The organism is Kocuria soli (genome assembly GCF_003797835.1).
Taxonomy (GTDB): domain Bacteria; phylum Actinomycetota; class Actinomycetes; order Actinomycetales; family Micrococcaceae; genus Kocuria; species Kocuria soli.
In genome coordinates this window covers 203,538-228,843 of sequence record NZ_RKMF01000001.1, presented here as the reverse complement: position 1 = coordinate 228,843, position 25,306 = coordinate 203,538, and the positions used below count along the sequence as shown (strand labels likewise).

20 protein-coding genes and 2 tRNA genes are annotated in these 25,306 nt (G+C 69.0%); 6 read left to right on the top strand and 16 right to left on the bottom strand.

Features of this window, described 5'->3' with window-relative positions; translation table 11 throughout:
- Window position 1: 1 nt before the first annotated feature.
- Window positions 2-1,336: a tRNA guanosine(34) transglycosylase Tgt gene (gene tgt, locus EDL96_RS01010; protein ID WP_123823589.1), complete on the bottom strand. Its 1,335-nt coding sequence runs from the start codon at window positions 1,334-1,336 to the stop codon at window positions 2-4.
- A gap of 76 nt (window positions 1,337-1,412) precedes the next feature.
- Here tgt and EDL96_RS01005 point away from each other — a divergent pair, with 76 nt between their 5' ends.
- Entirely contained in the window at window positions 1,413-2,492 is a 1,080-nt protein-coding gene (locus EDL96_RS01005; protein WP_123823588.1) for an FUSC family protein, read from the top strand.
- On the opposite strand, the gene EDL96_RS01000 is transcribed toward EDL96_RS01005, so the two are convergent.
- The 3 genes from EDL96_RS01000 to EDL96_RS00990 form a co-directional block, all read right to left on the bottom strand.
- Complete coding sequence (locus tag EDL96_RS01000) at window positions 2,489-3,031, bottom strand: NUDIX hydrolase family protein (RefSeq protein WP_123823587.1); 543 nt, start codon at window positions 3,029-3,031, stop codon at window positions 2,489-2,491. The two genes, EDL96_RS01005 and EDL96_RS01000, sit on opposite strands and share 4 nt — an antisense overlap.
- Window positions 3,032-3,102: 71 nt before the next feature.
- Entirely contained in the window at window positions 3,103-4,311 is a 1,209-nt protein-coding gene (locus EDL96_RS00995; protein WP_123823586.1) for a glycoside hydrolase family 76 protein, read from the bottom strand.
- A 66-nt stretch (window positions 4,312-4,377) separates the two neighbouring features.
- Window positions 4,378-5,334, bottom strand: a complete 957-nt coding sequence (locus EDL96_RS00990; RefSeq protein WP_233568580.1) for a pseudouridine synthase — start codon at window positions 5,332-5,334, stop codon at window positions 4,378-4,380.
- 131 nt (window positions 5,335-5,465) lie between these two features.
- On the opposite strand from EDL96_RS00990, the gene idi reads away from it, so the two are divergent.
- Complete coding sequence (gene idi / locus EDL96_RS00985) at window positions 5,466-6,035, top strand: isopentenyl-diphosphate Delta-isomerase (RefSeq protein ID WP_123823584.1); 570 nt, start codon at window positions 5,466-5,468, stop codon at window positions 6,033-6,035.
- Window positions 6,036-6,066: 31 nt separating this feature from the next.
- Here idi and EDL96_RS00980 read toward each other — a convergent pair whose 3' ends face one another.
- The 6 genes from EDL96_RS00980 to tadA form a co-directional block, all read right to left on the bottom strand.
- Window positions 6,067-10,938 carry an ATP-dependent helicase gene (locus EDL96_RS00980; RefSeq protein ID WP_123823583.1) on the bottom strand — a complete coding sequence of 1,624 codons (4,872 nt, stop codon included), beginning with the start codon at window positions 10,936-10,938 and terminating at the stop codon, window positions 6,067-6,069.
- Window positions 10,931-11,722 (bottom strand): DUF4232 domain-containing protein, encoded by a 792-nt coding sequence (locus EDL96_RS00975; RefSeq protein ID WP_123823582.1) that lies wholly within the window; start codon window positions 11,720-11,722, stop codon window positions 10,931-10,933. The genes EDL96_RS00980 and EDL96_RS00975 overlap by 8 nt, the downstream gene beginning before the upstream one ends.
- A 230-nt stretch (window positions 11,723-11,952) precedes the next feature.
- Window positions 11,953-14,844, bottom strand: a complete 2,892-nt coding sequence (locus tag EDL96_RS00970) for an FAD-binding and (Fe-S)-binding domain-containing protein (protein ID WP_233568579.1) — start codon at window positions 14,842-14,844, stop codon at window positions 11,953-11,955.
- A complete protein-coding gene (locus EDL96_RS00965) occupies window positions 14,841-15,173 on the bottom strand; it encodes a 2Fe-2S iron-sulfur cluster-binding protein (protein ID WP_123823580.1) in 333 nt (110 codons plus the stop codon). The genes EDL96_RS00970 and EDL96_RS00965 overlap by 4 nt, the downstream gene beginning before the upstream one ends.
- Window positions 15,174-15,367: 194 nt before the next feature.
- Window positions 15,368-15,457: transfer RNA gene (locus EDL96_RS00960), tRNA-Ser, on the bottom strand.
- Window positions 15,458-15,506: 49 nt separating this feature from the next.
- Window positions 15,507-15,989 carry a tRNA adenosine(34) deaminase TadA gene (tadA, locus tag EDL96_RS00955; RefSeq protein WP_123823716.1) on the bottom strand — a complete coding sequence of 161 codons (483 nt, stop codon included), beginning with the start codon at window positions 15,987-15,989 and terminating at the stop codon, window positions 15,507-15,509.
- Between the two features lie 105 nt (window positions 15,990-16,094).
- Here tadA and upp point away from each other — a divergent pair, with 105 nt between their 5' ends.
- From upp to EDL96_RS00935, 4 genes are all read left to right on the top strand, one after another.
- Window positions 16,095-16,730: a uracil phosphoribosyltransferase gene (gene upp, locus EDL96_RS00950; protein WP_123823579.1), complete on the top strand. Its 636-nt coding sequence runs from the start codon at window positions 16,095-16,097 to the stop codon at window positions 16,728-16,730.
- A gap of 610 nt (window positions 16,731-17,340) precedes the next feature.
- Window positions 17,341-18,153 (top strand): winged helix-turn-helix domain-containing protein, encoded by an 813-nt coding sequence (locus EDL96_RS00945; protein WP_123823578.1) that lies wholly within the window; start codon window positions 17,341-17,343, stop codon window positions 18,151-18,153.
- Between the two features lie 83 nt (window positions 18,154-18,236).
- Window positions 18,237-18,788, top strand: a complete 552-nt coding sequence (locus EDL96_RS00940; protein WP_123823577.1) for a SixA phosphatase family protein — start codon at window positions 18,237-18,239, stop codon at window positions 18,786-18,788.
- An 8-nt stretch (window positions 18,789-18,796) separates the two neighbouring features.
- Window positions 18,797-19,792 carry an aldo/keto reductase gene (locus tag EDL96_RS00935; RefSeq protein ID WP_123823576.1) on the top strand — a complete coding sequence of 332 codons (996 nt, stop codon included), beginning with the start codon at window positions 18,797-18,799 and terminating at the stop codon, window positions 19,790-19,792.
- A 78-nt stretch (window positions 19,793-19,870) separates the two neighbouring features.
- Here EDL96_RS00935 and EDL96_RS00930 read toward each other — a convergent pair.
- The 6 genes from EDL96_RS00930 to EDL96_RS00905 all read right to left on the bottom strand — a co-directional run bounded on the left by EDL96_RS00930 (window position 19,871) and on the right by EDL96_RS00905 (window position 25,105).
- A tRNA-Arg gene (locus EDL96_RS00930) sits at window positions 19,871-19,943 on the bottom strand.
- Between the two features lie 120 nt (window positions 19,944-20,063).
- Window positions 20,064-21,032 (bottom strand): siderophore-interacting protein, encoded by a 969-nt coding sequence (locus EDL96_RS00925; RefSeq protein ID WP_123823575.1) that lies wholly within the window; start codon window positions 21,030-21,032, stop codon window positions 20,064-20,066.
- Window positions 21,029-21,916 carry an ABC transporter ATP-binding protein gene (locus EDL96_RS00920; RefSeq protein WP_123823574.1) on the bottom strand — a complete coding sequence of 296 codons (888 nt, stop codon included), beginning with the start codon at window positions 21,914-21,916 and terminating at the stop codon, window positions 21,029-21,031. The genes EDL96_RS00925 and EDL96_RS00920 overlap by 4 nt, the downstream gene beginning before the upstream one ends.
- Window positions 21,913-22,956, bottom strand: coding sequence for a FecCD family ABC transporter permease (locus tag EDL96_RS00915; RefSeq protein WP_233568578.1), 1,044 nt, complete (start codon window positions 22,954-22,956; stop codon window positions 21,913-21,915). Before EDL96_RS00915 ends, EDL96_RS00920 begins: the two co-directional genes overlap by 4 nt.
- Window positions 22,953-23,990 (bottom strand): FecCD family ABC transporter permease, encoded by a 1,038-nt coding sequence (locus EDL96_RS00910; RefSeq protein ID WP_123823573.1) that lies wholly within the window; start codon window positions 23,988-23,990, stop codon window positions 22,953-22,955. Before EDL96_RS00910 ends, EDL96_RS00915 begins: the two co-directional genes overlap by 4 nt.
- Entirely contained in the window at window positions 23,987-25,105 is a 1,119-nt protein-coding gene (locus EDL96_RS00905; protein WP_199732499.1) for an iron-siderophore ABC transporter substrate-binding protein, read from the bottom strand. Before EDL96_RS00905 ends, EDL96_RS00910 begins: the two co-directional genes overlap by 4 nt.
- Window positions 25,106-25,306 lie beyond the last annotated feature (201 nt).

Here is a 25,306-nt window from a genome sequence, read left to right as displayed (position 1 = left end):
CTTACGGGTGGTTGCCGCCGTAGTACGCGCCCAGGGTGCGGTCCCGGTACTCGAGGTAGGTGCCGTCGGCCATGGCCTCCCGCGCGCGGTCCACCAATCGCACGGTGAAGCGTTCGTTGTGGATCGAGGCCAAGGTGGCCGCCAGACGTTCCTTGGCCTTGAACAGGTGGTGGACGTAGGCGCGGGTGTAGTGGCTGCACGTGTAGCAGTCGCAGCCCTCGTCGACCGGCGTGAAGTCGCGCTTGAACCGGGCGCCCGTGATGTTGAACCGTCCGTCCGGGTGGTAGAGCGCACCGGTACGGGCCACCCGCGTGGGGGAGACACAGTCGAAGGTGTCCGCGCCCGCCTCCAGGGCCACGAAGATGTCGTTGGGTTCGGAGATGCCCAACAGGTGGCGAGGTTTGTCCTCGGGGAGTTCTTCCGCGCACCAGCCCACGATCGTGCCCAGGTTCTCCTTCTCCAGAGCACCGCCGATGCCGAAACCGTCGAAGTCCATGGCCCCCAGGTCACCGCAGGCCTTGCGGCGCAGATCCTCGTACTGCGCCCCCTGGATCACCCCGAACAGCGCCTGGTACGGGCGATGCGAGCGTTCTTCCGTCAGCCGGCGGTGTTCCTCGATGCAGCGCAGCGCCCATCGACGGGTGCGTTCCAAGGCCTCTTCCTGGTAGCCACGCGAGTTGTGAAGCGTGGTCAGCTCGTCAAAGGCGAACATGATGTCCGCCCCGATCCCGTGCTGGACCTGCATGGAGACCTCAGGGGTGAAACGGTGTCGGTCACCGTTGAGATGGGAGGTGAACGTGACGCCGTCGTCGTCCACGGTGGCCAGGCGTTCCTTGCCCTCGGCGACGTCGTCGTCCCCGACCATTCCGGCGGCGGCCGAGGTGGACATGTTGATGACCTTCTTGAACCCGGAGCCCAAGGACATGACCTGGAAGCCCCCGGAATCCGTGAAGGTGGGGCCGTCCCAGTTCATGAAGGCCCCCAGGCCACCGGCTGCGTCCAGGAGGTCGTGACCGGGCCGCAGGTAGAGGTGGTAGGCGTTGGCCAACAACGCCTGGGCGCCCAGGTCCTTCATGGCCTCGGGCAGCACGGCCTTCACGGTGGCCGCGGTGGCCACGGGAATGAAGGCCGGGGTCTGGATCTGACCGTGCGGGGTGGTGATGGTCCCCGTACGCCCCAACCACGGGCCCGATCCCGGGTCGGGGGTGGTGTCGGCCAGCCGGTCGTGGACGCGGAAGGAGAACGACGCCCGGGCCTCCTCCCACCCGACCTGGGCGGGCTCGACAGTGTGATCTTGGTCAGGCCGGGAGGATTCAGGCGGGGCATCGGAGGTCATCCCCATATTCTGACTGACGCCCGGCCTGTTCCGGGCCACCGTCCCACGCCGCTCCGTCCCCCAGGAGGATCCCAGAATGCCCACGTCCGCGCTCCGCAGCATGGTCGAGCTGGGTCCGGCCCGGGCCGATCACCTTCCGGCCGCGCGGATCGCCCTGTCCGTCGCGGTGCCGCTGCTCCTGCTGTTGGCGATGGACCGCCTCGACCTGAGCATGTACGCGGCCTTCGGGGCGTTCACCGCCGTGTACGCGCGGCAGGAACCGGTTTGGGCCAGGTTCCGGCACCAAGCGCTCGCGGGGTTGCTGTGCACGGCGTCGGTCCTGATCGGCGCCGTGCTGTCCTCGATCGACGCGCCTGTGGGGTGGGTCCTGGCCGTGACCACGATCGTTGCGGCGCTCGGAGCCGTCCTGGCAGCCGTGTGGCTGCTGAAACCAGCCGGTTCGCTGTTCATGGTGTTCGCCACGGGGGCCGTCGGGTCCCTGGGCGCCTCGTTCGTGGCGCCCCTGCCGACCGTGGCGCTGGTGGCCGGGGGAGCAGCGGCCTTCTCAGTCCTCCTGGGCCTCGTGTGGGTCGTGTTCGGTGAGGGCGTGACCGGGCACGTCTCCGACGTCCTGCCTTCGCACGGTGCGACGACGGCGCAGGTCTGGGCCCACGGTGGACGGTTCTTCCTGGCCGCCGGACTGGGTGGGCTCCTGAGCCTGGCGGTGGCCGACTCCCACAACTACTGGTCCCAGGTGGCAGCAGTGGCACCGATCGCCGCCCCCACCACGGCAGCCCGCCTGCAGCGTGGGATCCACCGCGTGGTGGGAACCCTGGGTGGGGTCGCGGTGACGGGCTTCGTCCTCGCCCTGCCGCTGGAGACCTGGCACATGGTGGTGGTTGCGATCACCTGCCAGTTCCTGGCGGAACTGTTCATCGGCCGCAACTACGTCGTGGCGCTGCTGTTCGTCACCCCGCTGGCCCTGTTGATGACCCAGCTGGTCCATCCGCTGCCGGCGGCCGACCTGTTGCAGGCGCGGGCGGTGGAGACCGTCGTCGGTGCGGCGGCCGGTCTGTTGGTGGTGTACCTGTGGCGCAACGAGAAGGAACGCCGTGCCGATACCCAGGCCCTGCCGGTTCTGCGTAGGGCCATGGAATCCGATGCGGAGGAGGCCTAGCGTCCCCAGCCCACGTGGGCCAGGGCCTGTTCGACCAAGCGGCCCCGGCCACCCGTGAATTCCGCCTGGACGTCCGCCCCGAGGACTTCCTCCGGGGTCAGCCAGGACAGCTGGAGGGCGTCGGCGCGCGGGGAACACTCGCCGCGGACCGCAACCACGTAGTTTAGGGCGACCGCGTGTTGACGGTCGTCCGTGTACCCGGTTTCGGAGGGGTGCGGGAAGTATTCGGTCACGGAGAACGGCACCGTGGAGGCCGGGAGCTGGGGCATGGCCAGCGGACCCAGGTCCTTCTCCAGGTGCCGCAGGAGCGCGGCCCGAATGGTCTCCCGGTACAGCACCCGGCCGGAGACCAGGCTGCGCTCCAACTCGCCCGTCTCATTGGGCTGGAGCAACAACCCCACGTCGGTCACGCACCCCAACGGGTCCAGCTGCACCGGCACGGCCTGGACGTAGACCATCGGTAGACGACGCCGGGCCTCGCGGAGGTCGTCCTCGTCGAGCCAGCCTGGGTTGGGATCCGGGGTGCGTACTGAACTCATGGTTGTTTTCTACCTCATGGGCGCAGTGGTGGGGAGGGCAAGGGCCGCGTTCAGCGGTCAGCGCACGCTCGTCAGACGATCGGATCCAACCGCGCCGCCGCCTCCAACGTGGTCCAGGCCTGGATCTGGGTGCCCAGTTCCACGGTCTTCCCGGCCGGCTGCGCCTCGTTGGCGTGCTTGAGCGGGTCGGGGGAGAAGATCACCTGCATGCGCTCCGGATCGGGCCTCGCCTGCGGATCGTTGAAGTCCAACTCCGGGTCGAACTCCCTGCGGCCTTCCCACAGGGCATCGGCGGTGTCCAGGACCAGACGTCGCGCCGTCCGGCGGGTGTTTTCGTCCAGGGCCGGGGACTCAGCGGCCTCCGCCAGGTAGCGGGCCAGGATGCCCGTGAACAGTCCGGCGTCACCCGAACCGTGGGTGCGCAGGACACGACGATCGCCCGCGTCCCTGCCGAACTCCCGATCGGCACCCGCCACGATCTCGGCGCCGAAGGCCGCCCACTCGGCACCTTCCTCGCCCTCGGAGCCTTCCGCGAGCTCCACGGCCGCCCCGAGCGCGGGTCCCGAGTTGTAGCTGTAGACCGCCTTCTCCAGCTTGGTGCCGGGCTTCCCGTCGTCGGTGGTGATGATGTTGAGACCGTCGTGGAACACGCACTTCTCCGGGTCCCAGAGCTTCTCCCGCAACCAGGTCAACAGGTTCGCCGACTCCTGGGGCGCACTGGTACGGCAGGCGATCAACGCCGCCGGGCCCGTGGTCGCGGTGTTCTTGTACTTGCGCTCGCGGGTCCAGAACATGCCGCCGTCCAGGTCGGTGGTGTGGGCGGCCCGAATGTCCTTGAGCAGGCGCGCACCCGCCGTCGTGACCCGCTTGGTGTCACCGCCCACGGACTCTTCCAAGTCCCGTAGCCGCCCCAGTGCCAGCATGAGCCAGGACATGTCGTCGTAGTAGTTGTTGAACACCACGCGTCCACCGCTGCGCAGAGTGACCGCCCGCAGGAGTTGGTGTGCTCGCTTGCGGGTGGCTTCCGAGTCCTGGCCGGTCTCCTCCTGCCGGTGAGCGGCGTCGACCAGGGCGTCCAGCAGATGCGCCTGCCACCAGTAGTGCCACGCGTTGGAGAACTGCGTGGGGTGGGGAAAGGCCACGGACCCGATCCAGGTTCCGGGGATGCCGAACAGCCGCCGACCGAACAGTTGCTGGACCGTTCGCGCGGCCAGCGCGGCCCGGACCCGGCGGTCGGTGGCTGCGTGGGGAACGAAGGATTCCGCGGCGTCCTGGCTCATGGGTCTCCTCGGCTGAGCGCGTGCTGAAAGCTCCGGTACCGCCGGTCTCCTGGATCCGGTGGCGGATCAGAGCGGCGACGGTCCCGGCGAGATCAGCGTAGTCAGCCGACGGCGGCTGGTGAACTCGAGGTGCTCTCCCGTGACGGGGTGGACCACGGACAGGGTGCGGGCCAGCAGCTGCAAGGGGCGGGAGGTGTCGCCGGCGTCCCGTTCGACGACGACCGGGTACAGCGGATCCCAGCGGATCGGCATCCCGAGCGCGTTGAGGTGGACGCGTAGTTGATGGGTCTGGCCCGTTGTGGGGGTCAGGCGCAGCGCCGCCCAGGCGCCGTCGTCGTCCGTCCACGGGTCGGGCAGCAGCGGCTCGATGCCGGTCACCGCGTTGGCCGGGCCCTCGACCTCCCTGGCCTGGAGCACGCCCCGGTCCTTGACGATCCGGCTGGATCGGGAGCCGGGCAGGCCGTGCAGCGAGGTCCATCCGGGCGGAAGCCCGACGACCGCCTCGTAAGTCTTGGCCGTCCGTCGGTCCTGGAACTGACGCTGCATGGCGCCCCGAACACCCGGGTCCCGGGTGAACAGAAGTACCCCCGCCGTGTCCCGGTCCAGGCGGTGGGCAGGAGCCAGAGAGTGTTCGCCGCGGGTGCGGCGCAGGACCGTGAGCGCCGTCTGGGTCACGAAGGCTCCGCGCGGTGTGGTGGGGAGCCCGTGCGGCTTGTCGACGGCCAACAACCACTCGTCCTCGTGGAGCACCGGGACGTCCTTGGGGAGCTCCGGCTCCTGGGGCAGCGGCCGGTGGTACCAGACGGAGCGACCCGCACAGGGGTCCGCGGCGTGCACCGGAGAGCCGTCCCCGAACACGATGCCCCCGGTCCGCAACAGTTCCTCCAGATGGACCTCGGAGCCGGGGAACCGGGCCTCCAAGTGATCCACCACGGATTCGGAGGAATCGGCTAGTCGCACCCGAACCGCGTCCACACCGGCGCGCGGCGGCAACGGGGACTGCGGAGGGCGACGGCGGGGCACGGCTCGATCCTGCCAGATCTCCAGTGGACGGGGTCGGAGAGAGGCAAAGATGCGCGGACGCCTCCACTCGGGCATCCTGGACGGGGGCCCGGACGGCGGTGCCCGGAATCCTTCGGAAGGGCAGGCAACGGATGTCAAAGGCACCCAGCGGTCGGTCCCAGACGGTCGAGCAGGTCGTGCTGCTGGACGCTGCGCACCACCCGATCGGTACGGCACCCAAGGCCACCGTGCACACGACCGAGACCCCGCTGCACCTCGCCTTCTCCTGCTGGATCCTGGACGACGACGGCCGCGTCCTGCTCACCCGCCGCGCCCTGGGCAAGAAGACCTGGCCCGGGGTCTGGACCAACTCGTTCTGCGGCCACCCTGCACCCGGTGAGGCCTTCCCGGAGGCGATCACCCGCCGGGCCGCGCAGGAACTGGGCATGCGGATCACCGAGCTGACGGAAGTCCTGCCGGAGTTCTCCTACCGTGCCGTGGACGCCTCGGGCATCGTGGAAAACGAGTTCTGCCCCGTCTGGATCGCCCGAGCCGCGTCGTCCCCCGAGCCGCAGCCCTCGGAGATCGCGGAGATCACCTGGTCCGACGCCGGGGACCTGCTCACGGCGGCCCGTGGCCTGCCGCGGGTGTTCAGCCCCTGGTTGGTGGAGGAGATCGCAGAGCCCCGACTCCAGACGGCGCTCGGAATCACCGGAGGCTGACCGCCGCAGCACGCCTCCAACGAGCAGCCGCTCAGACGCGCCGGTGCAGTCGCAGACCCTTGGGAGTGGTGGAGAACCCCGCCAGCACCAGAGCCTCCCTCACCGTGGTCTCCAACGCCCCGGGGCCGAGGATCTCGTGCCCGTTGACCTTCTCCACGGTCAACTTCTCCGCAGCACCGGCGTGCACCAGGTCCGCCACGGCGGGGGCGCTCAACCGGATGCGCGCGGGGTCGTCGTCGAACACCAGGACGGTGCGGCCCCCACGTTCGAAGTACAGCATCGGTGAACCGTCCACGGAGACCACGACGGCGCCTGCCTTGCGGCCCGGACGATGCCGACTGTTCGGCTGGTCCGGGCCGGACACGTCCGCCCTCAGTACGTCCGGCCACGGCAGGGTCGCGCCCCACGGGTTGGCGGGATCGGTGGCGGCAAGGGCCAGGACCACGGGATCCCGGGGTCTGGTGCGGGCCTGCTCGTCGTCGGCGAAGCTGCGCAGCCTGTCCACCGTTGCCGACTGGGCGAACTGGGCGGCGCCCATTCCCTCGATGAAGTACCCGCGGCGGGTCTGCCCGGCATCCTCGAGGGTCGACAGCACGCGGTAGATCCCCGCGAAGCCTCCCGGCAGGTCTTCGGCCTCCACGGCGCCCCGGGTCAGGACTCCGTAACGGTCCAGGAGGAGTTCGGCGGTGGCTCCCGCCCGCACGGTGGGTTCGAGCGGTTGGGGAGCCAACAGGGACCAACGACCGGAGGCCTGCAGGTCTGCGGTGGCCCGCGGGCCGTGCGCTGCGGTCGCCGGTGCCCCGCGGCGCAGACGGGCCGCGCCGCGCCGTGCCGACGAGCGGGTGTTCGGTGTCCGGGCGCGTTGTTTGTGCGCACCACCACCACCGGAGACCAGGGCCCGGACCGGCGTGAACGTGTCGTTGGTGATCAGCCCGGCCCAGACCAGGTCCCACAGGGCGGCCGTCAGATCCGGCATCGCCGCAGCCTGTCCACGGTCACTCAGCGCGGTGACCAGCTGGTGGCTGAAACGCGCGGCGCCGTCGGAGAGGACGGACAGGACAGCGGCTTGCAGCTCGTCCGCGGCCCCGGCCGCTCTGGCCTTCAACTCGGGGAGGGGCGGCAAGGTCAGTTCCTGGGACTCGGCCAGATGCAGTGCCAACCAGCCGTCGTCGCCACTGAGGGAACCGGCCCCGGACCACACGACTTCCCCCGCGGCCAACTGCTCGTCCAGCAGCTCGGGGGAGTAGTCCGCGATGCGCGAGCGCAGAATCAACGGTTCCAAGGCGCTGGCCGGTAGCGGCAGGCCACCGAGCTGGTCGATGACGGTCAGCAACCCGTCGGTTCCGCGCACCTGCGCGTCCGGGCCCACGTACTGCCAGGGTGGCAGGAAACGCGCGTACACCTCGGCCGCCACAGGTTCCACCTGCTCCCGCATCGCGGCCAGGGAACGACGACGGATCCGGTGCAGCACGTCCTTCTCGCACCATTCCGTCTCCTGACGGCGGACCGTCCCGGGAGCGGGGGAACCGGCGGCCACACCCGCGGTTTCCCCGTTGGTCGATGCGATGGACGGCGCGGCCTCGACCGGACGGAACTCGCCTTCCACCACGCGCCGCTGTGTCGACAGGTGCTCGAGTGCGGCCTGCACCACGGCAACGCCCAGGCCCGTGCCGGTGGCCGCCTCGGCGGCGGTGAACGGGCCGTGGGTGCGGGCGAAGCGGCCGACCAGGTCCCCCACGGGATCGGCGACCGGGTCCAGGAAGGCGACCGGGACGCCGTGCGGAACGGGAGCGCCCAAGCCGTCGCGCAGCCGGGCGGCGTCTTCGACCGCGGCGAGCTTGGTCTCACCGCCGATCCTGACGGTGAACGCCCTGCGGTCCCGGATCAGGTCCTCGGCCCAGGGCGACACGGTGTCGACGGGCAGGCCGCCGTTCGCCTGGGCGGTGGCGCCGTCGTCGTCGTCAACACCGGGTTCGCGATCCGGGTCGCGCAGGCGCAAGGCGGCTTGTTCCAGGGTCAGCGGGCCGAGCAGCCGCAGGAGATCCGCGAGCCCCTCCGGTCCCTTCAGGCGTCGATCTGGGGTGAGGTGCTGCAACTCGGCCTCGGTCCGGGCGATGACCTCCGGGTCCAGCAGCTCCCGGAGCTGGGCGCGGCCCAGCAGTTCGGCCAGCAGGTCCGTGTCCAGGGAAAGGATCGCGGCCTTGCGCTCGGCCAGTGGGGAGTCGCCTTCGTAGATGAACTGGCCCAGGTAGCCGAACAGCAGGGTCTTGGCGAAGGCCGAGGGAGTCTCCGTGGTGGTTTCCACCACCCGGATGGTCCGCCGCGAGATTTCCCGGTGCAGCTCCTGCAGCGCGGGCAGGTCGTAGATGTCCTGGAGGCATTCGCGGATGGTTTCCAGGACGATCGGGAACTGGGGGAACCTGCGTGCGACGTCCAACAGCTGCGCGGATCGCTGCCGCTGCTGCCACAGCGGCGTTCGGCGGCCGGGATCGCGGCGCGGAAGGAGCAAGGCCCGGGCTGCGCATTCCCGGAACCGCGAGGCGAACAGGGCGGAGGAGCCCACCTGTTCGGTCACGATCTGCTCGAGTTCCTCCGGGTCGAACAGGAACAGCTCCGCCCCGGGAGGTTCGTCCTCGGTGAGGGGGATGCGCAGCACGATTCCGTCGTCGGAGGCCTGGGCAGCACCGTCCAGGCCCCAACGCTCCTCGATTCGCGCCCCGACGGCCAACGCCCACGGGGCGTGGACCTGCAACCCGAACGGGGAGTGCAGCACCACGCGCCAGTCCCCGAGCTCGTCGTGGAAGCGCTCGAGGACCAGCATCCTGTCCGTGGGCACGTGACCCACGTTCTCGCGCATCTCGGCCAGGTAGGCACGCAAGTTGTCCTGTGCCCATTCGTCCAGACCGTCGGCCTCCAGCCGCTGGGCGAAGTCCTCCGGAGCGGCCCCGGCCATCTCGCGCAGGAAGGCACCCTGGGCGCGGCCCAGTTCCGCCGGGCGGCCCAGACCGTCGCCGTGCCAGAACGGCAGTTTCCCCGCCTGACCGGGGGCAGGGGTGACCGTGACGCGGTCGTGGGTGATCTCCTCGATCCGCCACGACGACGCACCGAGCGCGATGACGTCCCCGGTCCGGGATTCGTAGACCATCTCCTCGTCCAGCTCACCCACGCGTTTGGGCGCCTTCTCGTCCGCCCCGCCCACCAGGTGGACGGGGAACAGGCCCCGGTCCGGGATGGTCCCGCCGGAGGTCACGGCCAGGCGTTGCGCCCCCGGCCGGGCCGTCAACGTGCCTTCCTCACGGTCCCAGACCACGCGTGGGCGCAACTGGGCGAAGTCGTCGGACGGGTAACGCCCCGACACCAGGTCCAGGACGGCGTCGAAGGCCCCGCGCGGCAGCCCCAGGAAGGGAGCCGCGCGGCGGACGGTGTCCCACCAGTCCTCCACGTTCACGGGTTCCAGGGCGCAGGCGGCCACCGTCTGCTGACACAGGACGTCCAGGGGATTGGCGGGGACGTGCAGGGATTCCACGTTGCCGGCCACCATCTGCTCCACGGTCACGGCCGCGTCCAGCAGGTCACCGCGGTGTTTGGGGAACAGCTTCCCGACCGAGACTTCGCCCACCTGGTGTCCGGCGCGTCCCACGCGTTGCAGACCCGAGGCGGCCGAGGGCGGGGACTCGATCTGCACCACCAGGTCCACGGCACCCATGTCGATGCCCAGTTCCAAGGAGCTGGTGGCCACCACGCACCGCAGCTGTCCGCTCTTGAGGTCCTCTTCGATCAGAGTGCGTTGGTCCTTGGAGACCGAACCGTGGTGTGCCCTCGCCAGCACCGGGGCGGCACCTTCGTACCGGCCGGTCTGTCGGGCGGGCCCGGGACCGTCCTCCCCGGGGGCCCCACCGTCGTCGTTTCCGGGGGTGTGTTCCACGCGGAAGGCGTGGATCTCGTTGAGGCGCGCGGTCAGTTTCTCCGCCAAGCCGCGTGAATTGGCGAACACGATGGTCGAACGGTGCGCCTCCACCAGGTCGACCACCCGCTCCTCCACGTGGGGCCAGATCGAGGCCACGTTGGCGGGTTCGTCCTCCACGGCGGCGTCCCCGAAGGCGGCCCCGTCCAGGGACGACGACGCGCTGGGCCCGCCCAGGACGGTCATGTCCGGCACCGGAACGCTGACCGTGAGGTCCCACCGCTTCTCGGACTCCGGGCGGACCACGCTCACGGGCTCCCGTCCGCCCAGGAACCGGGTCACGGTCTCCACCGGTTCCACCGTCGCGGACAGCCCGATGCGCTGCACGGGCTTGTCCAGCAAGTCGTCCAGGCGTTCCAGGGACAGCGCAAGATGCGCGCCCCGTTTGGTTCCCGCCACCGCGTGGATCTCGTCGATGATCACGGTCTCCACGTGTTCCAGGGCCTTGCGGGCCTTGGACGTGAGCATCAGGTACAACGACTCGGGGGTGGTGATCAGGATGTCCGGGGGAGAGGCGATCAGGGCCCGCCTGATCGCTTGTGGTGTGTCACCCGAGCGCACGCCCGTGGACACCTCGGGCGGTTCGATCCCCATGCGGCGGGCGGTCTGGGTGATGCCGATCAGCGGAGAACGCAGGTTGCGTTCCACGTCCACGCCCAGAGCCTTCAGCGGGGAGATGTAGAGCACCTTGGTCCCTCGGGTCGGCTCTGCCGAGTCTCCCTCCCGCCGGGTCATCAGCCTGTCGATGCCCCACAGGAAGGCGGAGAGGGTCTTGCCCGAACCCGTGGGGGCTACCACCAGGGTGTGCTGCCCGTCCGCGATGGCGTTCCAGGCACCCTCCTGGGCGCGGGTGGGCGCGGTGAACGCACCCGTGAACCAAGCCCTGGTGGGTTCCGAGAACCTGCCGAGGGCGGTGCCGTGTACTGCTGGATCAGACACCGAAGCCCTGGACCTCCAACTGTGCGATCTTGGGGTTCCCACAGGCCTGGGTTTCGTACGGGATGCTCAACGACGTGTAGCTCTCCGGCGGGTAGACCACCAACGCCGCCGTGGTGTGCGGATTGCAGACCTGCCCGTGGTTCCGGGCGTTGCTCTGCTTGAGCTGCGCCGTGGCGGACTCACCCGGCAATACCGTGACCGCCGACCCGGAGGTTCCCGACCTGGTGGCGGGGACACCGATGATCTCACCGGAGGCATCGGCGAAGGACACACCGGGGTAACCGGAGAGCTCGCAGGCCTGGTCGCCGTCGTTGGTCAGGGTGAGGTCCAGGATCACGGAGCCCGCGGCCCCCTGCTGCGGGCTGACCGCACCGGAGAGGTCGGTGGCCCGGCAGGCCTCTACGGACGCCACGGATCCGCCTGGCTGTTCACCCGCGGCCGGGTGGGACGGTTCAGACGACGACGGCGACGCCGTGCCCGTCGGCTCGGCCGCAGCCGGCGGTTCGGACACGGAGTCCGACTCGGTGGCAGTGGTTGGTTCGGAGGCTGTCGCGGGGGCAGGGGCCGACGGGGAATCAGTGGCCGGGGAACCCGTCGAGCTCGGCGTTGCCTCACCTGTCTGCCCGGACGTGGCCTCCGGGGAGGAGGTTGCGGTGCTCGGTTGGCCGCTCACCTCGGGGGCGGAGGAGCTGCCACCGTCGTCGGATCCACCGCATCCGGCCAGCACCAAGGCACCGGCCAGGGCCAGGACGGACAACGCTGCTCGGTGTTTGTGGACGGACATGGCACTCCTGCGGGGGACAGGACCGGAGGTGACCCGGTGGGGTTCGGCGCAACGGTACGTGCGCTTGACCTCATCGTAGGACGGCCCACCGACAGCTCAGGGGGCGATTCCCGCAACCGCAGTTGCAGACAGGGCCACGGCTACAGGACACCCGGGAGCCGACCGCGCGTCTTCGGCTCCCGGGTGGTCGGCTCCCGGGTGGTCGTGGCGAGTCCCGATCGGTGCCCCGGTCAGGTCCCGGTGGACAGGGCCGACCGCAGGACTTCCGCCAGGGTCAGGCCTTCGGCTTCCGTGCCCTGACTGATCTGGGTGCGGCAGGAGAAGCCGTCGGCCAGGATCAGCGTTCCGTCGGCGGCCGCGCGGATCTTGGGGAATAGTTCGCGCTCGCCGAGGGTGCGGGAGACCTCCAGGTGCCCGGGTTCGAACCCGAAGTTGCCGGCCAGCCCGCAGCACCCGCCGCCGACCACGTCCACGTCCACTCCCAGCTTGTCCAGCACCTTGAGCTCGGGGTCGTAACCGAGCATGGACTTCTGGTGGCAGTGCACCTGGCACACGGCCTCGGCGGAGTGTCCCTCGACCTCCAGGGTGCCGAAGGGCCACTGGCCACCGGCATCCAGGTGATCGGCCACGAACTTACCCAGGGTCACGGTCCGTTCCGACAGGGTCTTGGCCCGCGGATCCCCGGGCAACAGCTCGGTGATCTCGTCCTGGAGCATCACGGTGCAGGAGGGTTCCAGGCCCACCACGGGGTAGCCCGCTTCCAGCAGGGGCTCCATCACTCCCAGCGTCCGTGCGACCTCTCGTTTGAGGGCGTCCAGCTGACCGGTCGAGTGCCAGGTCATCCCGCAGCACACGTCGCCCATGGGCATGAGCACGCGGTACCCCATGGCTTCCAGAACTTCCACGGCCGCCTTGCCGGGGCCGTCGCTCATGAAGTTCGTCCAGGAGTCCGGCCACAGCACCACGGACGGGCGGCCCTGGGGGTCCTCCCCGGGGCGCAGGTCGTCACCGGCTGCCTTGGCGCGCTTCCTGAACCAGGAGGCCAGCGGCTTGTCCGCGAAGGTGATCATGTCCCGCTGGGTCTCCACCCCGCCGAGCTTCATGACGGTCTTCTGCAGGGGTTTGACGCTCATGGCGGCGTTGGCCAGCGTGGGGACTCCAGGCACCAGGTTCATCAACCGCGCCAGCACGGGCAGCCAGCCCATGACGGCGTGGGCCATGGGGCGGCGGTTACGGCCCACGAAGCTACGCAACCCTTCACCGTAGTGATGGTGCAGGAATTCGGACTTGTACGTGGCCATGTCCACGTTGACGGGGCATTCCGTGGCGCAGGCCTTGCAGGACAGGCAGAGATCCAGGGCCTCGAGGGTCTCCTTGGACTTCCAGCCGTCCTTGAGGTTTTCACCGCGCAACATCTCCGCCAGGGAACGCATGCGTCCACGGGTCGAGTGAACCTCGTCCTTGGTGGCCACGAACGACGGGCACATGGCACCGACGTCGGACCGGCAGGCACCCACGCCCACGCAACGGTTCAGCGCCCCGGCCACCGACCCGCCGTCGTGGGAGAACGCGTGCACCGGAGTCAGGTCGAACTTCCGCGCGCCGGGCCCGGGGCGGATGCCCTGGTCGATGGGTTCGGGATCCACCACAACCCCCGGGTTGAACAGGCCGTCCGGGTCGAACACGCGCTTGAATTCGCGGAAGGCCTGTAGGGCTTCCGGCGAGTAGATCGTGGACAGCAGGGCCGATCGGGCTCGACCGTCGCCGTGTTCACCGGACACCGAGCCGCCGTAGCGGTGGACCAGCTTGGCCGCACGGTCGATGAACGTCCGGTAGACCTCGACCCCGGACTCCGTGGCGAAGTCGAAGGAGATGCGGATGTGCACGCATCCCTCGCCGAAGTGCCCGAACGGGATACCCCGCAGGTCTAGGTCGGCCAGTAGGGCGTACAGGTCCCGCAGGTAGTCACCCAGGTGCTCGGGGGGTACAGCGGAGTCCTCCCACCCGGGCCACGCCTCACCGCCGTCGGGCAACCGGGTCACGATTCCCGCGCTGGCCTCGCGGATCCGCCACAGGGCGCGGACCTCGGCCGGATCCGTGACGACGACGGCGTTGCGCACCGTGACCTTGCCTGCCGCGTCCACGATGCCGCGGATTTCGTGTGCGCGGGCCTCGGCCGCCTCGAGGGTCTCGCCGCCGACCTCGCAGTACAACCAACCACCACCCTCGGGCAGCTCCTGGCCGGCGTCCTCCTGCCCGGGGCGCATCCGCAGCGCGTCGAGCAGGTCACCGCCCATGCCTTCGATGGTTGCCACGTCCCGGACGCGCAGAGCCGGGGCGGCGCTCGCGGCGTCGAACGAATCGTCGAAGCTGAGCACTGCCAGGGCCGTCTGGGCGGGCTTGCGTACGAGCTGCACGGTCATGCGGGTGATCACGCCGCAGGTGCCTTCGGTTCCGGCGAAGGCCTTGGCGACGTCGAAGCCGTTTTCCTCCAGGAGGTAGTGGAGTCCGTAGCCGGAGACCTGCCGGGGGAACTGGCCGAGCTCGGTGCGCAACATGGCCCGGTGGTTGTCCCGGATCCCGGTGAGCGCTTCGGTCAGGGCCTGCTCGCTGGAGCCTCCGGCCTTCAGCTCGACCTCGCGACCGTCGGCGAGCATGACGGTGACGGCGACCAGGTTCTCGGCCGAGGTGCCCCAGGCCACCGAGTGTGATCCGCACGCGTTGTTGGCCACCATGCCGCCGATCGTGCAGCGGCTGTGGGTGGACGGGTCCGGCCCGTAGGTCAGACCGTGTTCCGCCGCGGCGTCGCGGAGCTGATCGCAGATCACGCCGGGTTCGATCACCGCGGTGGCGGTTTCCGGGTCGATCGACAGGATGCGGTTGAAGTGGCGGGACGTGTCGATGACCAGGCCGTCACCGATCGCGTTGCCCGCCACGGACGTCCCGCCGCCGCGGGAGACCACGGGCCAGCCCTTCTCCCGGGCCAGGGCCAACAACTCACGGATCTCCTCGACCGAACGTGGCTCGGCCACGGCAGCCGGCATCCGCCGGTAGATCGAGGCGTCCGAGATGTAGGCCGCGCGGGTCGTCAGGTCCTCGCGCAGCAAGGCCGTGCTGCTCACCACTCCGGCGCGATGGTGACTTCGGCGCCGTTCAGCTCCTCCGACCACTCGACCTGGCAGGTCAGCCGGGAGTCCTCGTGCCGGGTGTCGTCGAGCATGTCCAGGACATCCTCTTCCTCGTCACCGATCGGCGAGTTCGCGGTGGCCGTGGCGGCGGAAGCACCCAGGTAGCAGTGGCAGGTGGAGCACGATGCGTTGCCGCCACAGGTGGCCAGAATGGGGAACTTGTTGCGGGTCAACGCCTCCATGAGGGACTCGCTGCTGTTCCATTCGACCCCCTCGGTGCGGGTGCCGTCGCGGTCGATGACGTTCACGGTGATGCTGCTCATGGGCGTGTTCCTCCTGGCGTTCCCTGGCGGGTCCGCGGTGTGGGGATTTGGTTCGCGGCCATTCTAGGACCCCTCCGGGTGCCGGTTCGTTCAGGGTTTCTCCGGATTGCACGGCCCCCGGAACTCAACCAGGTCGGGGCATGACGAAGGCCCCCGCTTTCCCGTCTTTCCGGGGCTGCAGGGGCCTTCGTGGCTGGCGGTGACGGAGGGATTTGAACCCTCGTTGGCTTTTACACCAAACATCATTTCGAGTGATGCACCTTCGGCCGCTCGGACACGTCACCAGCGCGAGAATCGTAGCCGAGCGGGCTGGGAGCATCAAAATCTGGGGCCTCATGCGCCCCTGTGTTCGCGGAAGAATGCCCGGATGGGTTCGGCGCACTCCTCTGCGAGTACGCCGCCGTGCACCTCGGTCCAATGATTCAACGAGGGGTGCCGAACCACGTCCATGACGGAACCGCACGCCCCGGCCTTCGGGTCCCAGGCGCCCAGCACGATCCGAGGCACCCGCGCGAGCACAGCGGCGCCGGCACACATGGCGCAGGGTTCGAGCGTGACCACCAGCGTGCAGTCCTCCAACCGCCACCGGCCGAGCCGACCCGCGGCCTCCCGGAGTGCGATCACTTCGGCGTGGGCCGTGGGATCGTGGTCGGCTTCCCGTCGGTTGTACCCGCGGCCGACCACCTCGCCGTCGTTGTTGCGGACCACGACGGCGCCGATGGGTACGTCCCCTGAGTCTCTCGCCCCTTCGGCCACGTGAAGGGCCGTCCTCATCCACTGTGCGTGGGCGGAGTGCATCCCGTGGTGCGGTGGCATCGGGGCCATGGGTCACCTTCTTCGTGAAGTGGCGGTGGTGGAGTCTCAGTGGGGCGGTTGACCTGGCGGGGGTCCGGGGTGGCAGTGCTCTGCTAATTTTGCGGCATGCGCGTCACAGTCCTGGACCACCCTCTCGTTGCCCACAAGCTCACCGTCCTCCGCGACCGGAAGACACCGTCACCCGTATTCCGACAGTTGGTCGAGGAACTGGTGACCCTCATTGCGTACGAGGCCACGCGGGAGGTCCGTGTGGAGCCGGTCGAGGTCACCACCCCAGTCGCCACCGCCACGGGCACCGCGCTGAGCACCCCGCGCCCGTTGGTCGTCCCCATCCTCCGCGCCGGTCTGGGCATGTTGGAGGGCATGACGCGGCTGGTCCCCACGGCTGAGGTCGGATTCCTGGGGATGGCCCGCAACGAAGAGACCCTGGACATCGTGACCTACGCGGAGCGGCTGCCGGAGGACCTCACCGGCCGCCAGGTCTACGTCCTGGATCCGATGCTGGCCACGGGCGGCACCCTGGTGGAGGCCATCAAGTTCCTGCGCACGCGCGGGGCGGCCGAAGTCACCTGCCTCTGCCTGCTCGCTGCTCCTGAAGGACTGGAAGCCCTGGAGGCCAAGCTGGACGACGACGACGTGCACGTCGTCCTGGCTGCCGTGGACGAAAAGCTCGACGAGAAGGCCTACATCATTCCGGGCCTGGGTGATGCGGGGGACCGGCTCTACGGAGTGGTCGACTGAGCGCCGCTCGCACTCTGGGCAACGGATGAACGGACCGGGCCCGCTGGGGGCCATGGTCCCCTGCAGGCCCGGGCGAGCACACGCTGCGGGGAAGGCCGTCTCTCGACACCGAGGGGCGGCCTTTGTGCTGCCATCGCTGGGTTCAGCCTGGCGACCACAAGAGGTGGTGAGTGAGCAAACCTACTCATGCGTATCTCGAATAGTGAGATGCGCATGGTCCACTCGGCAACTCGTTGACTTCAGATCAAGTGTTTGCTAGTCCGCCAATTCAGTCGGAGAATCGCTGGCTTTCAGTGCAAATGCCCCCAGAAAGGCGATACCGAGCGACCCGGATAAACCAGCCTTTGATGACTGATGCGACCAAAGTGTCGATTTTCAGCTCAAAGTCTCATTATGTGAGACGTTGACACGATTGTTACTTGATCTATCTGGGTGAATCGCGGGAAGATGTCCGTGCCGCTTTCAGTGTGTACCCAGGTTTCGGTGCTGAGGCGAACGTCTTGCTTGTGGGAGAGCTAGGGCGACTTGAGGCAGACGAGCAGCGGCATACCGGCTTGACCTTCTTGTCGGTGGTGGGCTCCGTGAGCCCCGAAGGATTCGAGGAGCAGTTATGGCGGGTGCCCCCGGCTACGTGCATATTTCGCAGCGAAACAGGGCGGCTGCGGTTCGCCATCAGAGTGCTCTCGCCGAAGGTGCTGTGCCGGGTCAACGCCCGGTTGCACGCCCCACCGTGCGTTCTGCGGTCAACGGACAGCCCGGAGACGTGCATGCCGACCGCCGACTCGCCCCGCAGGAGTCCACCGGTGCCACTCCCGGTAGTGAAGCCCGGGGGTTCGTGCTCTACGTGGGTCTGGACGAGACCAAAGCCGCTCAGGACGGAACCACGCTGGTCGAGGTCGTCCAGCATCTCCGTCGCGCAGTGGGGGAGCTCTCGCCCCAGGCAGAAACCTACGCCGCCGTCGCACTGGCCCAGACCGGTGCCCTCGGAACCGATCTTGAGGTCGTGCGGAACGCGCTCGGCGATCCAACCTCGGGTGAACAGCGCACAGAACCGGCACCGCCGCTGGTTCGCCAGAATCCTGAAACCCGTGCCTCGCAGTCGGCAGGCGTTCTCATCGACTTGTCCCGCCGGGAAGTTCTGCTCGACGGCGACATCCTGAACCTCACGTACAAAGAGTTCGAGCTGCTCAACTACCTGGTGGAGAACGGCTCCCGCACGGTCGGGCGCGGGGAACTCATCGGCAGTCTCTGGTGCGACGCCGAGGAGACTCCCAACGAACGCACGATCGACGTACACATCCGGCGCCTGCGCTCCAAGCTCGGTCGTCTGGCGAACACCGTGCGCACGGTGCGGGGCCAGGGCTACCGGTTCTACGACCACCCCGAGGTGGTTGTCTGGGCCGCCCCCGAATACTCGATCTGACCGGCGCTCCCGCCGATTCACGACGGCGCCTTCCCCGCTCGGCCGGGGAAGGCGCCGTCGTCCGTTCGTGAGAACATGACGCCATGTGTGCAGCGCGTACGGAAGACCGCCATGACGAACGGGTGCTGATCCTCATGCGCCACGCCGCCGCAGGGGCGGGGTGGGGAGTGGACGATCACGAACGCTCCCTGAGCTCCACGGGTGAAGCAGATGCGCCGTTGGCCGGGCGCTGGCTGCTCGAGGCGGGGCTGGCACCGGAGATGATCCTGTGCTCCTCCGCCCTGCGTACCCGACAGACCTGCACATGGGTGTCCTCCGAGCTGGGGGACAAGGCGCCGACGGCCAATCTTTCCGAGCGCCTCTACGAGGCGTCGGCGGCCCAGGTGCTGGCGGAGATCAACGCGGTGCCGGATTCGGTTCGGGTGCTCATGGTGATCTGCCACCAACCCGCCGTCCAGGACCTTGCCATGCGACTGGCGGGCGCCGATTCGGAGATGGACGCGGTCATGGACCTGTCCGGGGGCTATCCGACGAGCGGTCTGGCGGTCCTCAGGACCACCCGCGGCTGGGGCCTGCTGGACGGAGCAGATGCACGATTGACCGATTTCACCGTCCCGCGCGCGGAACGGATCTGAGGAGAGACATGAGAGAAGTCGTTTTCACCCCCACCGGTGATCGGGTGGGGGCCGTCGGCTACGGGGCCATGGGCCTGAGCTGGGTGCTGGACCGGACGGATCTGACCGAGCGCGCCAAGCTGGACGTCGTGCGCGAGGCGGTGGATTCCGGGATGAACTTCGTGGACACCGCGACCCTGTACGGCGGCGGGGCGAACGAAGAACTCGTGGGGGCGGCTCTGCGCGACCGCCGCGACAGCACGTTCCTGTGCTCCAAGGTCGCACTGCGTGCCGAGCAGTTGGAGCCGCCCAAGACCGAACGCTGCGGCGACCCGGAATACATCCGCACCGCGATCGACGACAGCCTGAGGCGACTGCGGGCAGAGGTCATCGACCTCTACTACGTGCACCGCATCGATCCGGAGGTGCCGCTCGAGGACACCTGGGGTGCCATGACGGAACTTGTGACATCGGGGAAGGTGCGCAGCATCGGGCTCTCCGAGGTCTCCGTGGAGCAGTTGCAGCGCGCCCAGGCGATCCACCCCGTGGCCGCGGTCCAGTCCGAATACTCCCTCTGGACCCGCGACCCCGACGGGTCCGGCCACACCTCGGACGGTGACCCTGCCGGCGACGTGATCGGCTGGTGCCGGGACAACGGCGCGGTGTTCGTTCCCTTCTCACCGGTGGGCCGCGGGTACCTCACCGGCGCACTGGGTGGACGTCAGTTCCCGGCGGGGGATTTCCGTGCGCGCAATCCACGGTTCACGGATGAGGCCAGGGCCACCAACGACGACGTGGTACTGCCGCCGATCCGGAGCGTGGCGGCAAAGCACGGTGTTCCGATGGCAGCCGTGGCGATTGCCTGGACCATGCTGCCCGCCCGTGCCGGGGGCGTGTCCCTGCCGATCCCGGGGACGAGCTCCCTGGAACACCTGGCCGAGAACGCTCGGGCCGTGGAGGTCGAGTTGGACGACGAGGACCTGGCATTGCTCGAGCACCTGCCGGTGGCCGGATCGAGGTACTGACCGAGCGCTCTTCGGGGCTGCCCGCGCACAGCAAAGCGGCCTGACCTGGATCCTCCAAGTCAGGCCGCTCATGAAAAGTGCGCCACGAGGGATTCGAACCCCCAACCTTCTGATCCGTAGTCAGATGCTCTATCCGTTGAGCTAGTGGCGCGCCGGTCTCACAGACCGATGTTCGCCGCCCTGCCGGGCTCGCGAACAGTGGATTACATTACGCGGACCGCGGTCCATTGCGCAAATCGCACGGCTGTTCGCCCGATCACGCGGGAACCGCTCAGGACTCGGCCTGCCCGCGCCGCCAGTAGCCCATGAAGGACACGTTCTGCTTGGGGATGCCCGCGGCGTCCACGCACAGCCGCCGCCACGCCTTGACGCTGGCCGCCTCACCGGCCAGGAAGACGTAGGTGTCCCGCTCGGATCGGGGATCGGCGATTTCCCAGAGGGGGGTCGCCTCCGTCGCGGTGGCCTCGACGGCGCGTTCCGGGCGTCGACCCGCGAGGACGTCCGCCACGCAGAAGGTCGGCAGATCCAGCACGTGTGCCAACTCGCGGACGGAACCCGTCCCGTGGGCACCGGTTTCTGAACGGGGGAGGGCGTGCACGCGGACCGAAGGTGAGGACTCCGCGAGCGGAAGGTCCTCGGCCAGCGGCACTTCCATGATGACGTCCGCATCGATGGGCTGCTCTTCGGCCTGGAGTTCTTCGACGATCGACAGCAGTGCCGGCACAGCGGTCTCGTCCCCGACAGCCACGATCCGTCGGGCGCGACCGGAACCCCAGGCGGACCACGGTGATTCTCCGGGGCCGGGCCCCAACAGGTAGGTCCGGTCGCCGGGGCGGGCGTTTGCGGCCCAGCGTCCGCCGGGGCCCTGATCCGCTGCGTGCAGGACGAAGTCCAGGGTGACCTCCGGTACCACTTGACCCCTGAGTTCCACCCACCGTGCCGATCGGGCGGTGTACGTACGGAGATAGCCGCGCTGCTCCTGGGGCAGCGCGAACCACCCGCGGTACCCCATGCTCAGGTCGGGGCGAGTCGGCTCGGTGCCCTCCGGCGGCAGCAGGAGTTTGAGGTAGGCGTCGCGGCACGCCACGGGATCACCGTCGCCGATGAGATCTCGAGAGAACTCGGCCAACTCCGGGCCGGCCAGGCGGACGCGACGGAACGTCGGTGAGAGGTCTTCGACTCCGGTGACCTCTACCTCGGCACAGGCGATCACGGGTACTGGCTGAGCTGCGGCGCTCATGATGCCTCCATCCCCACGGGAACCTCGACGGTGGACTCGCCCGGCTCGGTGCGCGCGCCTTCCGGCTCCGCGGCTGCGCGGCGACGGCCACGCGGGAGCACCACGGGATGCCCCTCCGTGGGGTCCCGTACGATTTCGGCCTCCAGGTCGAAGACCTCCCAGAGAGTCTGCTCGGTGAACACCTCGTCCGGCGTCCCGACCGCCTGCACCCCTCCCTCCTTGAGTGCAATCACCCGGTCGGCCACGCGCGCGGCCAGGTTCAGTTCGTGCAGGACGGCCACCACGGTGGTCCGGCTGCCGTCCGGGCGGCGCAGGGAGCGCATCAGGTCCAGCAGCTCCACCTGGTGGGCCAGGTCCAACGCTGCGGTGGGTTCGTCCAAGAGCACGGTGGGTGTGTCCTGTGCCAGGACCAGCGCGATCCACACGCGCTGCCGTTGGCCACCGGAGAGTTCGTCCACGGGGCGCTCGGCCAACTGCTCCAGATCCACCATGGACAGGGCGCGAGCGATCGCCTCGTCGTCGCCGGGGGAGGGCGCACCCCACCACCGCCGGTGCGGATGCCGCCCCCGCGCCACCAACTCGGCAACCGTGAGGCCTTCGGGCACCACGGGGGACTGGGGCAGCAGGGCGACCTGGCGGGCATAGGGCTTGGGGCGCAGTTGCCCCAGGTCCTGGGACCGGAACTGAATCCTTCCGGAACGAGGGGGCAGCTGCCGGGACAGCCCCTTGAACAGGGTGGACTTGCCCGATCCGTTGGCCCCGATCAGCACTGTTGTCTCCCCGGGATTGATGACCAGGTCGACGTCGGACACGGCGGTCCGGGGCCCGTACCCGAGGGACAGGCCTTCGGTCCGGAACACCGGGGTGCTCTGCAGGTCACTCATGACTGAGCTCCTCTCCGCTGCTTCACGAGCAGCCACAACATCACGGGGGCACCGATCGCTCCGGTGATCACTCCGGCGGGGAGCCGTGCGTCGCCGAACATTTCGGCTCCCACCATGTCCGCGGACACGACGATCAGGGCACCGACGGCGCCACTGGCAGGCACTGAGATCCGTCCACCGTGCAGTGCCGCTGCGATGGGGGTGGCGAGCAGTGCGACGAAGGACAACGGTCCCGTTGAGGCCGTTGCGACGGCGGCGAGCAGCACGCCCACGCCCAGGGTTCCCGTTTGGATCAGGCCCGGGCGGGACCCCAGGCCGACGGCGAGCTCTTTGCCCAGGGACGCGGGTTCCATGGCCCGGTGCAGGATCACCGCGAGGGGAACCGCGACCACGAGCACCGCCAGGACCAGGACCAGACGGTCCCAGGTGGACGAATTGAGGGAACCGGCGGTCCATACCGCGGCCCCCTGGGCGTTCTGCGTGGACAGTCGGGCCATGACGCCGACCACGACGGCCTGCCCCAGTGCTCCGACGCCGATCCCGGCCAGCAGGAAGCGTTCACCGACGATCCCGGATGCGCCCGCCCCGGCGTGCAAGGAGGTGGAGGCCGCAGCGATCAGACCGGCGGCGACCAGTGCCCCGACCAGCGCCGCCCAGGCCACGCCTGCGCCCGAGGTCCCCAGGAAGTAGATGGATGCCACAGCCCCGGCCGCCGCGCCCGCGTTGATGCCCAGGACGTCCGGGCTGGCCAGGGGATTGCGCAACACGGTGCGGAAGAGGGCACCGGCCATGCCGAAAGCCAGTCCCGCGGCGGCACCCAGCAGGGCGCGCGGCAGCTTGTCCTGCATTACGATGAACGTGGCTCCGGGGATGCGCTCGCCCGCCAGGATGCGAAAGAAGTCCGGGAGGGTGACGGTGTACTGACCCAGCAACACCCGCACGCCCATCATGACCAGCACCGCGATCAGCAGGGACGCGAGCAGCAGGCGGCCCCGGTGGGACTGCCTGCGGCGGATGGTCTGGACGGAAGCGGCCTTCACAGCGTGACCCCCCGTCGTCGACGAAGAAGGGCCAGCAACACGGGAACCCCCAGGACCACCGTGGTGATCCCCACGTAGATCTCCTGGGGCGGCGCCACCACGCGGCCGAGAGTGTCCGCCACCAGCAGCAGGGCCGGGCCCAGGAGGAGGCTCAGGACGATCAACCAGCGGTAGTCTCCCCCCACGACGCGGCGGATGGCGTGGGGGACCAGCAGTCCCACGAAAGCGATCGGGCCGGCAATCGCTGTCGCCGAGCCCGCCAGAACCACGATCCCCACGAAGACCAGGCCCCTCTGGACACCGAGGTCGACACCCAGACCGTGGGCGAGTTCATCGCCCAGGGCCATGGCGTTGAGTCCCGATGCCCCGGCCAGCAGCAGCGCAACTCCGATCAGGACCAACGGTGCCGCCGTGGCCAGGTCGCCGGTGTCCGTACGGGACACGGATCCCACGTTCCAGTACCGGTACCGCTCCAGGACGGCTTGGTTGGTCAGGACGACGGCGGAGGTCACGGCGACGAATCCGGCGTTGACCGCCGCGCCGGAGAGCGTCAGTCCGATGGGCGTCGGCGCGCCCCCTCCGATTTGGGAGAGGCCGAAGACGAGTCCGGCCGCGACGGTGCAGCCGATCAGTGCCGCCAGGGCGATCTGCCAGCTGCTGTGCGCCCCGAGCCACCCCAGGGCGAGCACGACGCCGGCTGCAGCTCCGGAGGACAGCCCCAGCAAACCCGGGTCACCGAGTGGGTTACGGCTGACCCCCTGCATGCCCGCGCCCGCGGCGGCCAGTGCTGCGCCCACCAGGACCGCGGTCACGGTTCGCGGAATGCGGTTGAGGACCACTGCCGTGTCCATGTCGGCGCCGGCACCGGAGTCCTGCCCCGTCAGAATGCCCGGCAGCCTCCCGAGCACCGTCGCCACGGTGCCGGGGTCGATGGATCGACTGCCCCAGAACAGCGACGCGGCCGTCGCGGCGATCAGGAGGATCACTGCGACGGCCAACGTGACCCACGGGGTGACCCGTAGGGACCGGCTCATGCTGCGGCGGATTCCGTGGCCGATGCCTCGCCCGTGGACCCGCTGCCCCCGACCGCTTCGGAGATCTGCGGGATCACGTTCTCCAGGGCCCACGGGATGCTCAGGGGCGAGGCGGCGGAGACTGAAAGGGTCTCTTGGCCGTCGGTCTGCAGGACCATGTGGCCATCGGCCACCGCCGGAATCTTGTTGAGCAGGTCGTCCGACTCGATGTCCTCGCGCACGGATTCATCGGCCGCCCAGGTGATCAGGACATCCGACTCCAGTTCGTCGGCGCGTTCGGGGGACCAGCCGATGAAGAACTCGGTCGGATCGTCGCCCTCGGCTTCCACGACGACCGGAGCCTGCTCCATGCCCAGCGCGGTCATGAGACGCGGCCGGTTGTCGACGGAGGTGTAGATGCTGATCTGCTCCTCGGCGGACGGGTCCACGGTGCCGTAGATGAAGGTCTTGCCCGCCAGATCGGGGTTCTCCTCTGCGGCCTTGGAGATCTTCTCCTCGACGGAGGACACCAGGTCCTCTGCCTCCTGGTCACGCCCGAGCGCCTCGCCGATCAAGCGAGTGGTTTCCTCCCACGGGGTGCCGAACGGTGCGGTGTCTGCCGGCGGTGCAACGGTGTTGGCGATCTCGGAGAGTTTGTCGTAGTCCTCCTGCGTCATGCCGGAGTAGACGCCGATGATCAGATCGGGTTCAGCTGCCGCGATGGCCTGGAAGTCCAGACCGTCGGTCTCGGACCACTTGGTGGGCTGCTCCCCGCCCTTTTCCGCCAGGGCGTCGTCGAACCAGTCCGTCGACTTGTTCTCGTTGCCGCCGAAGTCGGTCTCGGCAATGCCGACCGGCACCACTCCCAGCGCCAGGACCACGTCCTGGTTGACCCAGGCGATCGTGGCCACGCGCTTGGGGGCTTCGTCGATCGTCGTCGAACCGTAGGCGTGGCCAATGGTGCGGGGGAAACCCTCCGAGGACTCGCTGCCGCCGTCCTCCGGGGAGCCGGAGCCGGTCTGGCAGCCCGCCAGAGCGAGGGCCCCGAAAGCGGCCATGCCGGTGAGGGCGCTTCGCCGGGACAGGGATCCCGTCAGGAAGCTGTCGGTGCTCGGGCTGCGGCGAGGAACGGTCATGTCTACCCCTGTGATGTCTCGAATCGGATCGGCGGCTGTGTGCCGGCGGAAGCGACCGCCGGCCCAGGATGATGCGAGTCATGCAAGGTTAGGCTGCCCTAATTATCCGCGTGATCACTGTAGGGGGTGATGGAGCACATACGCAAAGTGAACATGTGCTAATTCGTGAGGTTGGCCACATCCTGGTGACTTCCGGTGATG

What these genes read in the sequence shown, in the direction of transcription:
- EDL96_RS00945 (WP_123823578.1), top strand. Translation starts at nt 17,341, where the DNA reads ATGGCGGGTGCCCCCGGCTACGTGCATATTTCGCAGCGAAACAGGGCG.
- EDL96_RS00910 (WP_123823573.1), bottom strand. Translation starts at nt 23,990, where the DNA reads ATGAGCCGGTCCCTACGGGTCACCCCGTGGGTCACGTTGGCCGTCGCA.
- EDL96_RS00905 (WP_199732499.1), bottom strand. Translation starts at nt 25,105, where the DNA reads ATGACCGTTCCTCGCCGCAGCCCGAGCACCGACAGCTTCCTGACGGGA.
- EDL96_RS00925 (WP_123823575.1), bottom strand. Translation starts at nt 21,032, where the DNA reads ATGAGCGCCGCAGCTCAGCCAGTACCCGTGATCGCCTGTGCCGAGGTA.
- tgt (WP_123823589.1), bottom strand. Translation starts at nt 1,336, where the DNA reads ATGACCTCCGATGCCCCGCCTGAATCCTCCCGGCCTGACCAAGATCAC.
- EDL96_RS00965 (WP_123823580.1), bottom strand. Translation starts at nt 15,173, where the DNA reads ATGAGCAGCATCACCGTGAACGTCATCGACCGCGACGGCACCCGCACC.
- EDL96_RS01005 (WP_123823588.1), top strand. Translation starts at nt 1,413, where the DNA reads ATGCCCACGTCCGCGCTCCGCAGCATGGTCGAGCTGGGTCCGGCCCGG.
- upp (WP_123823579.1), top strand. Translation starts at nt 16,095, where the DNA reads ATGCGCGTCACAGTCCTGGACCACCCTCTCGTTGCCCACAAGCTCACC.
- EDL96_RS00940 (WP_123823577.1), top strand. Translation starts at nt 18,237, where the DNA reads ATGTGTGCAGCGCGTACGGAAGACCGCCATGACGAACGGGTGCTGATC.
- tadA (WP_123823716.1), bottom strand. Translation starts at nt 15,989, where the DNA reads ATGCCACCGCACCACGGGATGCACTCCGCCCACGCACAGTGGATGAGG.
- EDL96_RS00995 (WP_123823586.1), bottom strand. Translation starts at nt 4,311, where the DNA reads ATGAGCCAGGACGCCGCGGAATCCTTCGTTCCCCACGCAGCCACCGAC.
- EDL96_RS00920 (WP_123823574.1), bottom strand. Translation starts at nt 21,916, where the DNA reads ATGAGTGACCTGCAGAGCACCCCGGTGTTCCGGACCGAAGGCCTGTCC.
- EDL96_RS00935 (WP_123823576.1), top strand. Translation starts at nt 18,797, where the DNA reads ATGAGAGAAGTCGTTTTCACCCCCACCGGTGATCGGGTGGGGGCCGTC.
- EDL96_RS00975 (WP_123823582.1), bottom strand. Translation starts at nt 11,722, where the DNA reads ATGTCCGTCCACAAACACCGAGCAGCGTTGTCCGTCCTGGCCCTGGCC.
- idi (WP_123823584.1), top strand. Translation starts at nt 5,466, where the DNA reads ATGTCAAAGGCACCCAGCGGTCGGTCCCAGACGGTCGAGCAGGTCGTG.
- EDL96_RS01000 (WP_123823587.1), bottom strand. Translation starts at nt 3,031, where the DNA reads ATGAGTTCAGTACGCACCCCGGATCCCAACCCAGGCTGGCTCGACGAG.